The organism is Echinicola rosea (genome assembly GCF_005281475.1).
In the GTDB taxonomy this organism is placed as follows: Bacteria; Bacteroidota; Bacteroidia; order Cytophagales; family Cyclobacteriaceae; genus Echinicola; species Echinicola rosea.
This window is the reverse complement of the sequence record NZ_CP040106.1, coordinates 341918-358044: the sequence shown is the minus strand read 5'-3', so window position 1 is coordinate 358044 and position 16127 is coordinate 341918. Positions and strand designations below refer to the sequence as shown.

General features: G+C 47.9%; 11 protein-coding genes. 8 read left to right on the top strand and 3 right to left on the bottom strand.

What is annotated here, in order from left to right; all coding sequences use genetic code 11:
• Positions 1 to 14: 14 nt before the first annotated feature.
• The 3 genes from FDP09_RS01630 to FDP09_RS01620 form a co-directional block, all read right to left on the bottom strand.
• Positions 15 to 377, bottom strand: a complete 363-nt coding sequence (locus FDP09_RS01630) for a septal ring lytic transglycosylase RlpA family protein (RefSeq protein ID WP_137400992.1) — start codon at positions 375 to 377, stop codon at positions 15 to 17.
• A 121-nt stretch (positions 378 to 498) separates the two neighbouring features.
• Positions 499 to 1251 carry a peroxide stress protein YaaA gene (yaaA, locus tag FDP09_RS01625; RefSeq protein ID WP_137400991.1) on the bottom strand — a complete coding sequence of 251 codons (753 nt, stop codon included), beginning with the start codon at positions 1249 to 1251 and terminating at the stop codon, positions 499 to 501.
• Between the two features lie 2 nt (positions 1252 to 1253).
• Positions 1254 to 6866 (bottom strand): T9SS type B sorting domain-containing protein, encoded by a 5613-nt coding sequence (locus FDP09_RS01620; RefSeq protein ID WP_137400990.1) that lies wholly within the window; start codon positions 6864 to 6866, stop codon positions 1254 to 1256.
• An 80-nt stretch (positions 6867 to 6946) separates the two neighbouring features.
• Between FDP09_RS01620 and FDP09_RS01615 the strand changes: the two genes are divergently transcribed.
• The 8 genes from FDP09_RS01615 to FDP09_RS01575 all read left to right on the top strand — a co-directional run bounded on the left by FDP09_RS01615 (position 6947) and on the right by FDP09_RS01575 (position 16076).
• Entirely contained in the window at positions 6947 to 7996 is a 1050-nt protein-coding gene (locus FDP09_RS01615) for a PorP/SprF family type IX secretion system membrane protein (RefSeq protein WP_137400989.1), read from the top strand.
• Between the two features lie 12 nt (positions 7997 to 8008).
• Positions 8009 to 9256 carry a M48 family metallopeptidase gene (locus tag FDP09_RS01610; RefSeq protein WP_137400988.1) on the top strand — a complete coding sequence of 416 codons (1248 nt, stop codon included), beginning with the start codon at positions 8009 to 8011 and terminating at the stop codon, positions 9254 to 9256.
• Between the two features lie 660 nt (positions 9257 to 9916).
• A complete protein-coding gene (locus tag FDP09_RS01600) occupies positions 9917 to 11506 on the top strand; it encodes a M81 family metallopeptidase (protein ID WP_137400986.1) in 1590 nt (529 codons plus the stop codon).
• A 102-nt stretch (positions 11507 to 11608) separates the two neighbouring features.
• A complete protein-coding gene (locus FDP09_RS01595; protein ID WP_137400985.1) occupies positions 11609 to 12292 on the top strand; it encodes a hypothetical protein in 684 nt (227 codons plus the stop codon).
• A gap of 51 nt (positions 12293 to 12343) precedes the next feature.
• A complete protein-coding gene (locus tag FDP09_RS01590; RefSeq protein ID WP_137400984.1) occupies positions 12344 to 13156 on the top strand; it encodes an Nmad3 family putative nucleotide modification protein in 813 nt (270 codons plus the stop codon).
• 56 nt (positions 13157 to 13212) lie between these two features.
• Positions 13213 to 13848 carry a hypothetical protein gene (locus FDP09_RS01585; protein WP_137400983.1) on the top strand — a complete coding sequence of 212 codons (636 nt, stop codon included), beginning with the start codon at positions 13213 to 13215 and terminating at the stop codon, positions 13846 to 13848.
• Positions 13833 to 14816, top strand: a complete 984-nt coding sequence (locus FDP09_RS01580) for a hypothetical protein (RefSeq protein WP_137400982.1) — start codon at positions 13833 to 13835, stop codon at positions 14814 to 14816. The genes FDP09_RS01585 and FDP09_RS01580 overlap by 16 nt, the downstream gene beginning before the upstream one ends.
• A gap of 315 nt (positions 14817 to 15131) precedes the next feature.
• Complete coding sequence (locus FDP09_RS01575) at positions 15132 to 16076, top strand: hypothetical protein (protein WP_137400981.1); 945 nt, start codon at positions 15132 to 15134, stop codon at positions 16074 to 16076.
• The last annotated feature ends 51 nt before the right edge of the window (positions 16077 to 16127 follow it).

Sequence of the window (16127 nt, the reverse complement as noted above, 5' to 3'; positions counted from 1 at the left end):
TATCACCCTTTCCCTTAATACCTTACTTCCACCGGTACCACACCCGCTCGGATCATGTCCAATTGCCTTGCGGCTTTTTTTGATAGGTCGATGATGCGTCCACGGACAAAAGGCCCCCGGTCATTGATGCGGACTTTGACGGTTTTGCCGTTGCGGAGATTTTTGACTTTTACGACAGTGCCGAAGGGTAAGGTGCGATGTGCCGCGGTCAATTTAACCGGGCGATAGCGTTCGCCACTGGCCGTTTTGTGGCCATTGAACTTGTCGGCATAATAACTTGCCTGACCCTTTTCCACGCGACTGGATGAGAACCTTGTAGCCGCACATGAGCTGGCCAAGAACAGCAGCGTGAGCCAAAGCAAAACTTGTTTTTTCATATGGGATTTGTGCTACTGGTGAAGTCAAGCGGAAATCAGCATTGATCGGTAAAGGACAAATGGAAATTTAACCTTCAGCTTTATCAATACCCAATCTTCCAATCTTTCAACCTTCCAATTTTTACCTAACGAAGATCCACTCATTTTCTTTGCTCTGCGGTTCAGAAAACTCATAGCCTTCGCGGTTGAAAAGCTTCAATTGTTCAGGATCGGTGATTTTATGCTTGATGATGTGGTCTGCCATCATACCCCTCGCTTGCTTCGCAAAGATGCCGATGACTTTGTGTTTTCCATCCCGGTGTTCTTTGAAGTTGACATGGATCATGGGGGATTTAAGGGTTTTTTTGTCCACTGCTTTGGCATATTCCTGAGATGCCAAATTGATTACTGGCTGGCCATCAGTCGCTTTGTTGATGGCCTTGGAGATTTTGGTGCCCCAGTATTCATAGAGGTTCTTGCCCTTTTTGTTTTCTAGGCCAATGCCCATTTCCAGTCGGTAGGGCTGGATAAGGTCCATGGGCTTGAGGAGTCCGTAAAGTCCGGAAAGGATGCGGAGGTGGTCTTGGGCAAAGGCCAGGTCTTCTTCAGAGTAATCGTCCACGTCCATGCTGCGGTACACGTCCCCTTTGAAAGCCAATAGGGCCTGTTTGGCGTTTTCAGCAGTAAAGTCCTTGTGGAAGTTATGGTAGCGCTCTTCATTTAGCTGGGCGATGTTATCACTGACTTTCATCAGTTGTTTGATATCCTCAGCGGATTTTTTCTTCATGATGCTGACCAAGGCCTTGATGTCGGTCTTAAAGTCTGGCTGGGTAGCCAGTGAAATATCAGTAGTACTCATATCCAGCGTCTTCGCCGGAGAAATCAATGCGATCATATTTATTCAATTACAACTATAGCTTTCTTAATGGTGTGTTCTATTCCTTGGGCATTGCTTTTTAACTTGATTACCACCGGATAGGTTCCGACGGGCACTTTTTTATCGTTGACTTTTCCGTCCCAAGTGCAGAAAGGAGCGTTTTCGGCAATGTTTTCCTGAATGCAGTGGAAAATTAGCTCGCCCCAGCGATTGTAGATCAATACCGAAATCTCATCTACGAAATCATTGACATAGACCACAAAATTCCGATCAGAATCTCCAGGAATAATGGCGTCAGGCGTGGTCACCTGAAGCCCGCAGTCTTCGATCACCTCGAAGGGGACAGCAAAGGAACATTGGGCCATATCAGTAACGATCAAGGTGTAATCCCCTTCTTCTGTCGGCGTAAAAGTGGGGTCGGTGCTGACCAACTGATCCTCTCTCCACCACTCATAGGCTTGCCAGTTTTCTTCTGTCGTCAGCGTCTCCGTAATGCCTTCTGCTGCACAAATGGTATAGCTTTCTTCCAATATTGGAGGTTCATTATCGGAGCTCATCACCGTGATTTCATCCGAGCCCACCGTGCATTGTTGACCATTGGTGGAATTGACCAATTCGACTTGGTAGCTGCCTGCTGCTGTAACGGTAATGGTTGATTGACCATCAAATTCAGGCATTCGGACATTGATGCCAGCCTGATTCGTTCTGAACCAGACTACTTCGAGATTGGCAGAAGCGGGTGCTTCAAAGTCCGCTCGGAGCGTCCCTTCTGGGCTGTCCGAACAAATGCCGGTCTCCAAGGTCACTTCCACCGGAATATTGCGCACAATAACCGGAACGTCAAATTCTATCCAAGGTGCCGGGCAGCCGGTGCCATTTCTGGGTTGGACATCTAAGGTATAATTGCCTTCCCGGCTTGGGGTGAAGATCCGCTCCCTGCCGATGATTTCCCCCTGTGGAAAGGTCCTCCAGAGGTAAACATAGTCCGCTTCATCAAATGCAGGATCGATCGCTGCCTCATACCGTAGTCCGGTTTCACAATCATAAAAAGGCCCTTCCAATTCATATTCCACCTGCCCGGTCAATGTCAGGTCCATTTCTCTAATCCGAGGGCAGTCCACGCCATTTGGGTCTTCACCGCGAACCAAGTAAACGCCCTGTTGATCCAAGGGATAAAGGCCGTTTGGCTGAGGGCTGATATCCGTGCCATCCGGGCCTGTGATGGTGTAGTCGATATCGTCTGCATTCTCAGGTTCAAAAAAGAAAATCTCACAAGCCAATGGTGCCGAAGGCACACTAAAGTCAACCAAGGCTTTTTCTTGGATTTCATAGGTTTGCGGTGCGGTGACGGCACAGCCATCGGGCGTGGAAATCTCAATGGCATAAGTGCCGTGGGGAACCGCCAAGGGCATATCGTCGGTAGAACCGGTAAATTGTTCGCCATCTTCTTCACGCGTGATAACATAGTTGGCAGTGGTGATCGAGCCATCCGCTGGAAAAGTAATCAAAATCCTTCCGTCCAGTATGTCGTCATTGGTACAGCGCTCAGCTGTGGTCACAATGCTATAATCATCCAGCCCATCAGGCGGACTGGTATTCTCGATACTTACTGTTTCCGTGTAGGTACAGCCTTCATTTTCGGCCGTAATGGTATAGACGCCGGGAGGCAGGTTTTCTATTGGCCCAAGGGTTTCGCCTTCGGTTACATCCGGAAACTCTTCCCCTGTCTCCACAATGGTCACGGTCTCTGCATCCGATAGCATGGTGAATTCGAAGCTTCCGCTCGGATTGTCACAGTCACTGGTGGGGGTGATGACATTGACCTCAAATTCCGGTAACGGAGCGACGACCAGTTGGGCGCGTTTTTCCACGATGCAGCCTTCCAAGATCGGGTCTTCCGCCCGGAAGATAATGTCATAAGTGCCGGGGCCGGGAAGCTCTTCCACCGCCACTTCCCATTCATAGCCCTCGCCCAATACCGTCGGCTCATCCGTGGATCCCTGCAGTTGGTAGGACCATTCGCCGGTAACGGGCGTGTCCGGAGCAAAGTCGATGTAGTTTTCCTCGTAGCAGGATTCTTCAGCGTCTTGCGTCAGCTCAAAGTCAAATGCAGGGCCGACAAATACGGAGGATGACGAAGAACAGGCCTGAAAGGTCGGGTCTTCTTCGTCCGTATTGGCCAGTGCTACGCTGACCGTGTAGATGCTTTCTTCTGTAACTTCGATGGTGTTGGTATTGCCGAGGATTTCTCCCGCGGCGTTGGTCCATTCGAAAGTGTAGAGCCCTTCTGCCGGATCATAATCGTCTATGGCCGTGAGGGTAATCGGACTGCCGCTACAGAGCGTAATGTCGTCCGTAAGTGTCAAAGGTGGCGGCCCAATCACTTCCACGGTAAGTTCGCCATTATAATAATCCGGATTGCCGCAGCGTTCCACGTCCAAGGTGACCGTGTAGGTGCCGGCCGAGTCAAATTCATATTCCAATACCTGGAATTCGTCACCGGGGCCTGTGGTGGAAAAAACCTCTTGGCCATCGATGTCGAGGATGGCCCAGGCGTATGTGTCAATGTCCGGCTCGCCGGCACCTTCAAATTCCCCCAGGGCAATGCCGTCTTGCAAGCAAAGGCTTTCCGGACCTGAGATTTCCGGGTCTGGGATATTGCTGCCGCTGTTTTGGGCATAGGCAGGGAGGCCGAGGTTGCTGGTGCCGCCTTGGGTGGAAACCGCTTGTTGCTGGCTATAGGAGGAATTGTCACAGTCCGATCCAGGATTGATGGTGCCGATGTTCGTAGCGCCGGGGATGGCGACATAGATCTGGCCGTTTGGTCCCATTTGGATGGCTCCAAAATCAGTGCCGGAGCTGTTGGCCAGTAAATTGACATTGTCCTCGATGCACTGTTCCAGTGCGGCTTGGTCAGCAGCATTTTCAAAGCAGGATGGGCAGTTGTTGCCACCATCATCGTCGTCATCATCGCTGGGTGCTTGGATTTGGTATTCCTCGATGCCTTTACCGTTTTGGTAGGAAACAAAAACCTTGTTGCTGTCCCCGCCAAATTCCAGTCCATAAACTTCATCATCACAGCCCAAGTCAATGGTAGCGTATTCCGTCAATTCACCGGTTTCCTCATCAAAATCCATGACGTCCACAAAGCTGCATCCATTGTCATCCACGACGGTTACGGCCAGTTTTTCCCCGTCGGGGCTAAATTTCATCGTTCCAGCTGAGTGGCTAAAGCTTTGGTTGCTGCCCACATCGCTGGTTACGGCTTGTCCGATACCTTGTGAAGTGGCCGGGTAGGCTCGGAAGGTATTATTGCCCACTTCGTGAAACATCACCCAAGTGGTGTCCCCCGAAGCAATGGCGGCAGACTGCTCCGTGCCGGGGCTAAAGAGGAAATTGTCCCCGCTGACCACGCTGCCCACACCGTTTTGGTTTTCGCCTTTGATGTCCACGAGGGAAAATTTAGTGGTCGAATTGCCGCCTTCCGATTGGGTGGTGAAGAGGTAGTAAAGGGTTTGTTCCTGAGGGACTTTTACGGCAATGACACTTTGGGCGGAGGTATTGTCACCGCCGATGTTTTCACCGTCCTGCATGGGATTGCCGTTCAGGTCCCAGACAGTCTGGCCGTCCGTGTAGAAGAGCACGTCGCCAGCTTGGTCCGAAATGGTGGTCGTGCCCTCGGGAATGCTCCAGCCAGGATGACCGTCGGGAACTTCTACAGGCCGTGGAGAAGGGGCATTGGGGTCGTCAGGATCGGGATTAAAGTCCAGTCCGGCATTATCCCCAAAGTACCAGACATTATTGGTTTGGTCATCTACTTTTTCGTTGGCCACAGGGTCCCACATTTTGACAGTGGTCTCGGCATAGACGTAGCAGGATGAACCTTGCTCACGGGCAAGCACCCAGTAGGTGCCGGGATCACAGACTTCATTGGCTCCCTCGGGAATCCAGCCTTCGTCTTTTTTATTGGACCAAAAATATTCGTAACTGGAGCCACCATCTTGGCCACCGCCACCGCCTGGGGGGCCGGGAAATCCTCCTCCGCCGCCTCCGGAGCCGCCTTGACCTTCTTCACCGGAGCTTACTTCCAGCATTTCGTTAAGGTCGATACAGGTCATGCAGGTCGTGGTATCGGACGGAGTAAAGCTGGCCTGGAGGTTGTTTTCCTGAAAGGTGATGGATTGGGAGGTCGTTTGGGTGCTCCCGTCTTCCAAGGTCACCGTCAGGGTGACGTTGATGTTTTGTTCACTGGTCGCATCTGCAGGCAAAAGCAGGTGCTCTTCGGTCAGGTCCAGTTCGATCTCTTCCCCGTCTTGGTCAGTAGGGGGCGGACTGAGCTCCCATTCATATGACTCCACCGGGATATTGGGCGGTGTGAGCTGCGAGGTGAGCTGCAGCGGATTGTTCATACAGGGCATTTGCGGGGAATACGTGAAATCCACCGAAACGTCGATGTCCGCATTGGGCGCAAAGGTAGGGAAGGTGCCACCACAAAAGTCCGTGCCGTCGAAGGGATTGTCGTCCACGGTCAGCTCTTCCAGAACGGTGTTGTCGGGGTCTTCGACAGTGCCCACATAGAAGGCGTCATCATTTTCCTCTTGATAGATATAGTACAATTGCCCGTCAGGGCCTACTTTGATATCGTGGATTTGGCTGATGGTGCTCCCTGATGGACTGGTGGTGGGCACCACTTGCGGGGCAGCATCCAAGGTATCCGTAGGGATTCGGAGCAATTGGTCATCTTTGGAATAATAGAAATAATCGCCATCGGGAGCAAGTCCTGTTCCGCCATAATTTTCAGATGCATCACCTGTGGACTGGTCCAGTGGTCGAGGATTAGCAAAACTCCCTGTGCTGGTGTCAAAGTCCATCAGCACAATCTGGTCGGAGGCATTTTCCGGGATCAATGCCAAGGTGCCTGAGTTATCATCAAAAGCTATTTTTTCAGGTGAGAAGCCCAGGGATGTGCTGCCCGTTTGATTGAATACCCCTTCCGTATCGGTAATTTCCCTGGAGATCAATTCATTGTTTTCAAAACTGATCAAATAACTGGGAGAGCTGGGTGTCTTTACGACGGCGATGGCACCCGATGCCGGGCCCATGGATTCGTTAAGTGTGGTGACTTCCCCCGCTGCCGGGGACTCCGCTGGTGCGGCTCCTTGGGCATTCATGTCCATAACGGCATATTGAAGTTCCCCCGAAGGACTGAGATAGAAGGTGTAAAAAAGCCGTTCCCCTTCCGGTTCGTAATTTAGGGGTGCAATAGCCACTGTTTGGGTTCCTTCAAAATCACCGTTAATGCCGTTTGGCGCACCTTGGATCGGTTGGTTGAGATAATTGTACACCAGCTCACCATTTGTAAAAAAGAGTGGCTCGCCCGTGAGCGGGTCAACGGCAATAGCATTATTGTCCTGGCCAACCACGACGCTTCCCGGTAGCGTATTCACATTGGGATTGTCCCCTTTGCCAAAAGAAATATAATTATTTTCCGTGTTTGGTCCACAGTAACCAAAGATCCACTCGTTATCATTGTAGCCTTGTCCGTAAAGGATTACTGGGGAGGTCAGGCACAGTAGTAACGGTAAAAAAAGATAAATGAATCTTATGCTTATGTCAAAAGGAGTCCTTTTCATATATTACGGGAGCTTTAAAACACGAATCGCTAGAGTGCCGTTTAATAAGCTTAACGTTATTCAAATAAACGAACAAATCTTTGTTTAGGTCTTATATATATCTAGTTTTTTGCATCTTAGCATTAACGTTCTCTACTGGCAATAGTTTTGGACAGGATCCACAATACAGTCAGTATTATGCGGCTCCGCTATACCTGAATCCTGCCTTTGCCGGATCAGAGCTGCAGACGCGGATCGGTGCCAATTACCGTAGCCAGTGGCCGGGGCTCGACGCCCAGTACAATACCTTTTCGGTCTATGCCGATACTTTTTTGGAAAAGTACAACAGCGGCTTCGGCCTGATGGTGATGAACGATGTCCAAGGAGCAGCGGATTTGCGCTCGCTGACCATCTCGGCCATGTATGCGTACGAACTGAAGCTTGGCGAGTCCGTTTATTTCCGTCCTGGTTTTGAAGGGAGCTATATCCGGCGAGAGGTAGGATATTACGAAAACTTGGTCTTTGCCAATCAGATCAATCCACAGGATCCTTTTGGGCCGATCATTCCCGGTGGAACGGATCTTTCGGGACTGGGAGAGCCGATCAACATGCTTTCCCTGTCCTTTGGTGGTTTGCTCTTTACCGAAGACCTCTGGCTGGGAGGTGCCATTCACCATATCAACCAACCCAACCAGTCTTTTCTGGAAGGTGAAAGTGCCCTGCCCTATAAACTCTCCTTTCACGGTGGCTACCGCATCGGACTGGGCCGTGGCGCCATGAAACGTGACTTTACCCATACGTATAAACAACGGTATTTTGTCCCAACGATCAATTATAAAAAACAGGGTGTCTTCGAACAACTTGACCTTGGGGCTTATGTGTATGCCGAACCGTTGATCTTTGGGGTGTGGTACAGGGGACTGCCCTATAAGCCGCTCAATAGCGAAAGCAATCGGGATGCTATCGTACTTTTGCTCGGACTGAGCCTTCCCACGGGACTGGATGTGGGATATAGCTTTGATTATACCATGTCCCAACTTGGGATCCAATCTGGCGGGGCACACGAGATCAGCGTGTCCTACCGGTTCCCCGACCGGAATCCCGGAGCGCCACGGCTAAGAAATACCATTCTTCCTTGTCCCAAATTTTAATAGTTTTGCTGCATGAACGCAGAACAACTGAAATACGTATTGATCGGCTTGGTCGTAGCCGGGTTTTTATTTGATAAACTGACGAGCTGGCTCAATGTCCGCCAACGTGTAGGTGAAGTCCCTGCCACATTGCAGAGCCACTTAAGCCAAGAAAAACTTCAGGAATCCAAATCCTATCAAAGGACCAATTACCGCTTTGGCCTGTTGACCGGTGGATTGTCCTTTTTGGTCACAGTAGCTTGTTTGCAGTGGGGATTTTTTGGTTGGCTGGATACCTTGGTGGCCAGCTGGATAGCTTCTCCCATTTGGCAGTCCCTAATATTCTTCGGGCTGCTGTTCATTGCTTCAGATGTACTTTCCCTGCCCTTTGACTATTATCATACCTTTAGGATCGAAGAAGATTATGGCTTCAACAAAACCACCAAAAAAACCTTTGTGCTGGATAAGTTAAAAGGGTATGCACTGGGGATCGTCCTTGGGGGTGGACTGTTGGCCTTATTGCTTTGGTTGGTCAATGCCCTGGGGGGATCTTTTTGGTTGTACTTTTGGGCGGTGGCTGCTTTCTTTATGGTCCTGCTAAATATGTTTTATACTTCTTGGATACTGCCGCTGTTCAATAAGCTGACACCACTGGAGGAGGGAGCGCTGAAGGACAGCATCCTGTCTTATGCCGATTCCGTAGGGTTTTCGATGGACAATGTTTTTGTCATTGACGGCAGTACCCGCTCGAGCAAAGCCAATGCCTTCTTTTCCGGTATGGGCAAACGCAAAAAGGTGGTCCTGTACGATACCTTGATCGAGCAACATACCACGGAAGAACTGACTGCCGTACTGGCCCATGAAATCGGACATTACAAGAAAAAGCATATCCTTCAAAGCATGGTGATCAGCGTTTTGCAGTTGGGTGTCATGCTGTATGTTCTTTCACTTTTTGTGAACAGTGAAACGATCAGCTTGGCCTTGGGCGGCGAACGGGCGGCAGTGCACCTCAACTTGATCGGGTTTGTATTGCTGTTTTCGCCGATTTCCACCTTGCTCGGTATCGGGATGAACATGCTGAGCCGAAAAAATGAGTTTGAGGCGGATCGTTATGCAAAGGAAACATATGCGGCCAAACCATTGGCCGAAGGCCTCAAGACCCTTTCCGTCAAAACCCTCACCCAGATCAATCCACATCCCCTACATGTCTTCGTCAATTACTCCCATCCGCCATTGATGCAGCGGCTGGAGCGACTGGAGCAGCTTAGTAATGAGATGTGAGACATGAGGTTTGAGTCTTGCTCCCGAACAGCAAATAGCTGCTTCATGGGGCTAAAAGCGATTTTCCTGCCGTGATTTCAGGGCGAATGCGTTTAGTGTTTTGAAGGGGAACAGTTTTCGTGTAGGGGTAGCTATCATCCGTGCCGCTGGCACTCCTTCGGGAGGTTGAGGAGCGCTTAAGCTCCTGCGGATGAATCCGCAGGTTACTAAATCTATCGTGCCGCTGGCACTTTGCCCCGATTGTACATTGAACCCTGAATGTGGGTTGGCAACTGAGCATCCTGCCTCATCCGCCTTTGGCGGAGGGTCATATAGAAGGTGCTGGTGACCACCTGCACCAAAAATGATTACACACAAAAGGGTAAGTTCCATAGGAACGGCAGATATAAATGCAAATAGGAACATTTTTTTAAATGGGTTTGCCCTGGCCATGATTCCCTCCGTCCTTTGTAGTTAGAATTTTTTACCTAAATTAGGTGGATAGATTGATGGGGTTTGCTTCAAAAACACCTCATGGACCACAGATGACCACCAAGAACCACATACGTCTGCCCATTCATTTGCAATAAGACCCTACGGCAGATTGTTGATCCCCAACTGCTTGAATTCCATGTCTTGCAGGATATTTAAAATAGAAGATGATAAAACCTAATTGCATTTATGATAAAATCATTCACCCTAGTATTGACATGTAGTGTATTGTGTTCACTGGTATTGTTGCTTGGCTGTAGTAGTTCCTCCGAGCAGCAGACGGAAGAGGCGAATCTCCCGCGGATAGCGATAGCTGGCTTGGCCATCGAGTCGAGTACTTTTTCGCCGGCGGTAACCGAAGCAGCAGCCTTTCATGCGAAAACCGGTGAGGAAATCTTCAGTAATTATCCCTTTATGGCAGATGGTGCCGAAAACCGCCAGCGTGCCGAATGGGTGCCCACATTGACCGGGAAGGCCATTCCTGGCGGTATTGTCAGCAGGGAAGCGTATGAAACCTTGATGGAGAAAACCTTGAAAATGCTTAAGAAAAACGGTCCATATGATGGGTTGTTTTTTGATATCCATGGCGCCATGAGTGTGCAAGGCCTGGATGATCCGGAAGGGGATATGATCGAGCGGATCCGTGCAGTGATCGGGAAAGAGGCCATTATCTCGACTTCGATGGATCTGCACGGGAATGTTTCATGGCGGCTGGCCAAGCATTCGGATCTGATTACTTGCTATCGAATGGCGCCGCATGAAGATGCGCTGGAATCAAAAAAGCGCGCCATGGACAATTTACTCCATCGCATCGAGAGTGGAAAAGGCAAGCCTGCGTATAAGGCCTATGTACCTGTTCCCATTTTATTGCCTGGTGAAAAGACGAGCACAAGAGTGGAGCCAGGAAAGAGTCTGTACGCCGAAGTGGCCCCAGCGGCCAATCAAGCAGGAATCGTCGATGCCGCTATATGGATCGGTTATGCATGGGCGGATGAGCCTCGAAACCACGGGGTGGTGATGGTCACCGGAGATGATGAGCAAAAGGTGACCACCGCAGCAGAGGATCTGGCGGCGAAGTTTTGGGAAGCAAGGGAGGAATTTGAGTTTGTGGCGCCTACTGCGACGCTAAAGGAAGCCTTGGATTCAGCCATTACAAGCGATGAAAAGCCCTTTATGATCAGCGATTCCGGGGACAATCCGACGGCCGGTGGAGCAGGCGACGTCACTTGGACCCTTCGCCAAATCTTAAACAGGTCCGAGTTTGAGGACGCTAACGGTCCGTCGGTGATCTATGCCTCTATCCCGGGGCCAAAGTTGGTGGAGGCGGCCGAAAAAGTGGGTGTCGGTGGACATGTGGAAGCACCCGTGGGAGCAGCTGTGGATGACCGGTATGAAGGGCCCATCATGCTCAAAGGATCCGTAGAGTCCATCAAAAAGGGCGACCGACACGCCGAAACAGAGGTGGTGGTCAAATGCGGCAGTGTAAATGTCATCGTGACCAAAAAAAGAAAACCGTACCATTACGAGGAGGATTTTACCGCTCTGGGATTAACCCCCAAGGATACGGATATTGTCGTGGTAAAGATAGGCTATCTCGTACCAGAACTGTATGATATGCGGGCCGATTGGCTCCTTGCACTCACCCCAGGTGGTGTGGACCAGGATTTGATGCGCTTGGAATATGACCGGATCAAGCGCCCCATGTTTCCGTTTGACCCAGAAATGGAGCGCCCTGACCTTTCTGCACAGTTGGTGCCGCTGTCGCATGAGGAGAAGTAAGGGTAGTAGTGAGATATGAGTATTGAGACAAATCCTCCCCTTTTAGGGGAGGTTAGGTGGGGTTATTTTGGAGCTTGATGAATTACTAAAGGAGTACAATAAATGAAAAAAGTATCAATTGCGATAGGTTTAGTTGTTTTGTTTTGGAGCTGTAATAATGGGGAGCAGGTTCCTGATCCGCCTGTAGAAACAGTCTATGAAGGGAAGGTGGCCTTGACTTCGCAAGCAATGATTGACGAGTTTGATGATAACTATGTCCGCATTACTGGGGACTTGGTGATCCAAGACCTGGAGGATAATATCGTGGACTTGGATGGATTGGAGCATATTGAGGTGGTGGAAGGAGACGTGCTGATCCAGTACAACGACAGACTTGCGGATATCGGTGGCCTGAGTGGGCTGAAGCGAATTGAAGGTCAGCTCTTTTTTACCAGAAATGAGGTGCTAAAACACCTAAAGGGCCTAGGGCAACTGGAGTATGTCGGTGATATCTTTTTTGTGACCTTTAACCCTTCCTTGGAGTCTTTTGAAGGACTTGAAGCACTGGATTCCGTGGCTGGGGAATTTTATATTGCCAAGAACGCCCAGCTAAAAAGTCTTGATGGGCTAGAGTCCGTCTCGCAAATGGGCCATGAGCTTACCTGCTATGACAATCCCTCTCTTACCGATTTTTGTGCGGTGCGGGAGTTGTTGATGAACGACGGCCTTGCCGAGGGGTTTGTAATCGATAAGAATGCTTATAATCCGACCAGGGAAGAAGTAATCGCCGGCGATTGTAGTCTGTGATCGCCTCCTTGCTGTGGAGCGAAGGGTTCTTATGATCAAACGAAGGTGGTTTTGCGCATAATTTTAAGTAGAAAAGGTTTCGATGCCCAGTATGGAGGGCAGCCCAGTCCGATTTTGCCGGACGGGACCTTGCTGAGTCTGCCCATCCCGGAGCCGCGGGACTCTTTGGCATTTGAGGACCTAAGTCATGGAGGATTTACTTATTGGGAGCTTATCCGTTCCCTTCATCCCGCCACAAAGTTGAGTGGTGCATCCACCTGTCACCTAGATCCGGACTTGGATCCTAGGGCGCTCCCCCGGGATTCCAAGTGGCGGGCCTTGCTGGGGCAGACCGGCGCCGCCCAGGGCCACTTGGCAAAGTGCGGCGTGGGCAAAGGCGACCTGTTCCTGTTTTTTGGGACCTTTCGGCAGACTGAAATGGGGGAGCAAGGACTGACTTATCGGAAGGATGCCCCAGAAGTGCACATGATCTTTGGCTACTTGCAGGTCGAGGAGGTGATCGATCCCAGGGAGGATTGTGGTCCCGAAATCAGCTACCATCCCCATGCGCAGGAGCGGTTTCGGGCGGCGAAGCACAATAGGATTTACCGGGCCAGCGAGCGGCTGGATTTTTTTCCAGAACGGCCGGGAGGAGGTGTCCTAAAAGCACACCCTGGCCTGCAGCTGACAAAGCCGGGCTTCTCCAAAAGCCGCTGGCAACTACCTGATTGCTTCCGGGGCGTTCCCATTAGCTACCATACTGCCGAGAGTTTTCGCCCTGAATACTTCCAGTCCGCAGCCAAAGGACAGGAGTTTGTGGTCACCGCAAACCAAAAGGTAAAGGACTGGGCAAAGGGGTTGATCGGGGAGGGTAACCGCTATTAACCAGAAAAATGCTATATTGGGAAACTTAGTGTTAAGTGAAATGATTTTTTAGGAAAATGGAGCGTCAGTTTATTGAGCGTTACAAGCGTAAGAGTAAAGAGGAACTACAGCAAATCATTAGCAACAGTGCAGATTACCGGAAAGAGGCGGTGATGGCTGCTGAAAAGCTGCTAGTGGATATTAATGTGGAGAATAGGGGAAGTGGGAAGGTCGAAAAAGTTGAATATGAGCGAAGTGGTCTATCTGAGAGTTTTAAACTCAGTTTTTTTGTTAGATCGTTTAGCTATAGGGATATTTTGACCATAATATCTTCTGCGTTGTTATGTGAGTCTCTATTTCAAATTATGGAATATTATCGTGATGAAACAGCGTTTTTAGCTTACTATTCAGCTGTGAAGATCATTTTGGTATTTGCATTCATTGTTTTCAATCATGTGGTATATTTTAAAGAGCACAAGAGATCAAATTCCCTGTTGGGAAGGAGTGTTATGGACACAGGCTTTTTACTAAGCCTGATGTTAATTCATATTGTGGGGGAGTATATGATATATGATCGAGTGATTCGATATACCATGAATATCCTTGGAACAGTGGTCTTTACCATATTTTTTATTGTTTCCATATTTTCCCTTGAAATGATTTTAGGATTGATCAAATACGGATTAATAAAATTGAAATGTCAAATTTTTTAAAATACAAGTTAACGGCCATTGTTTGCTCACTGACAGTTTTGGTGATGATACCTTTGTTCAATTCCAGTTTTAATGCACCAGAAAGTTGGGAAAGGTGGAAAATATTGACTTGGGACGATTTTAGGGGTGTTGCAAAGCCGTTTTCAAAGTGGGGGGCTGTCATACGGTCCGATGTGTTTTTAGAGTATGATTCGCTGGAGAACCAATACAGGGCATATTCAGCGATGGATCAAAATCATTCATGGAAGAGTAGGCCAAGGGATTTGTCGGATTATTTACTTAATCATGAACAATACCATTTTCATATTACCGAGTATTTTTCCCGAAAGATGAATTCAATACTTCGAAAGGGGAATTATGAAGAGCATGAAGTAGCAGGTTTGCTGGAAAAAATCCAAAGGGAAAAGGATCAACTGCAAAGCCAGTATGATGAAGAAGGTGATCATGGGCTTAACTGGGGAGTCCAGCGGTATTGGGAGTATAAGATAGACTCATTACTCTCTTCTTTTCGGGGAATTGGCGGGAAGCTGGTGGACGAAAAAGATATAAAAATATACTTGCCTTATACTGATGCCAAGAAAAGGAAATGGAAGAATGGGGTTTATGATATGGACTGGTATTGGTTAGAGAAATATGATATGATGTTGTCCCTTTCTATTATTAAATCCGAAGCGATTTCGACTATTGAGAAACCAAAGGAACCTGAAGATGGTGTGGAAATGTATAATTATGCTTGGGATTCTTTGGTTGTTTTGTCCAAAAAGGATGATTCGTTGGCTTTTTCTAAAAGGGTAACGGCTGTCGATACGCTAGATCACAATATAATAGAAGACCTTTGGATAAAAGAAGAGGGAAGAATGTACAGATTGTCCGCTGAATACCCCATTAGAGCGGATGCTCAGAAAGGTTTCCTGAGGATTGTTAATTCCTATTTTAATAGCTTTGAAATAGTCCAGAACGAACGGTAAATCATAACAATAAACACTACTCCTCATGACCCACCCACATACCTGCCAGCGTTTGGGCAGCAGTAACCCAAGGGCCAATACCGACCGGGTACGCCAGCCGTGTGACGCCGAGATTTCCGATCCATCTCCTATACCCAGAAAAATACCCCTTATAAGGTATTTTTTAAATGTAATCAAAAGCTTAATTTTCGAGAATACCCGTTTGCAAACGGAAGTAAACGATTACAGTCGTTTACGAACGGAAAATATAATGGATATAGAGGCAATGGAGGTGCTTTTATATAAGTGTTGGGCGTCATGTAAAAAAAGCAAACCATGTCAAAGGAAATAAAGGATATTTTATTCCACATAGAAGGTGAAGTCTTTTTTGAGAACTCGGAAAAGAATAATGGCTATGAAAGAGAAGCTCTATACATGCTTCAGAAAGAAAGAATTGAAATTGTCCGAAAAATTGAATATCAACTATCACAAAGGTTCAATACAGATGTCAGGTGTGAATTGAATTTCGAAGAAGGTAGTATCATAGTTTCGGGATTAGTTATTCTCAAATGGATAAGCTTGGCAGCAGGTGTGTTTAGCTTCATTGATTATGCATCAAGAATCATTAATTGGATTATTAAAAGAACGATAAATAACGAATTAAGAAGGTTTCCTTTTTCAAGATCCTTGACGGTTGTTATTTCTTCATTCTCTGATTTTGACAGAAATGGAACGGAAACATTAAGAAATACCGAGACAGAACCAACTTCTCTATTTAGCTTAAGAACAATTCTTATTGCAATTACGCTTATAAATTTAATCCTGATTCTTGGGGGAAATATCTACAACTTCGTTACAGTAGAGTCCACAAAGGATCAGTATTTAAAGGCTAAGGAAGAAGTTCTTGAAATTAATTCGGACTTAAAAAGTTTAGTTACCGATTTAAAACTTAAAGAATTAGAGACCCGATCTGAGATTGAAGCTTTGCCAGACAAAATAGAAAGTGAGTATTACGAGAAATTAGTCGCAAGGAAAGACTCAATTCTTAATAAGATGAATTCCATAGAAAAGGAATTAATTATTTTGTCTGACTCAGCAGGATATTATCAAGATCCCTCCAAAAAAATTATTCAATTAGTTCAACCGCCACCTGTAAAGGAGAAAAAGATTCGGTTAACTGACCTTGACAATCAACTGACTATAACACTATCAATCTCATATGCACTATCAATTATTCTAATCCTAATTTTATTTTTCGTCAAAAAGGGGAAGAGAAATTAAAAAACACGAACGCCCAACAACGCATATAGCTTATGGCGGGTGAACGGCTAC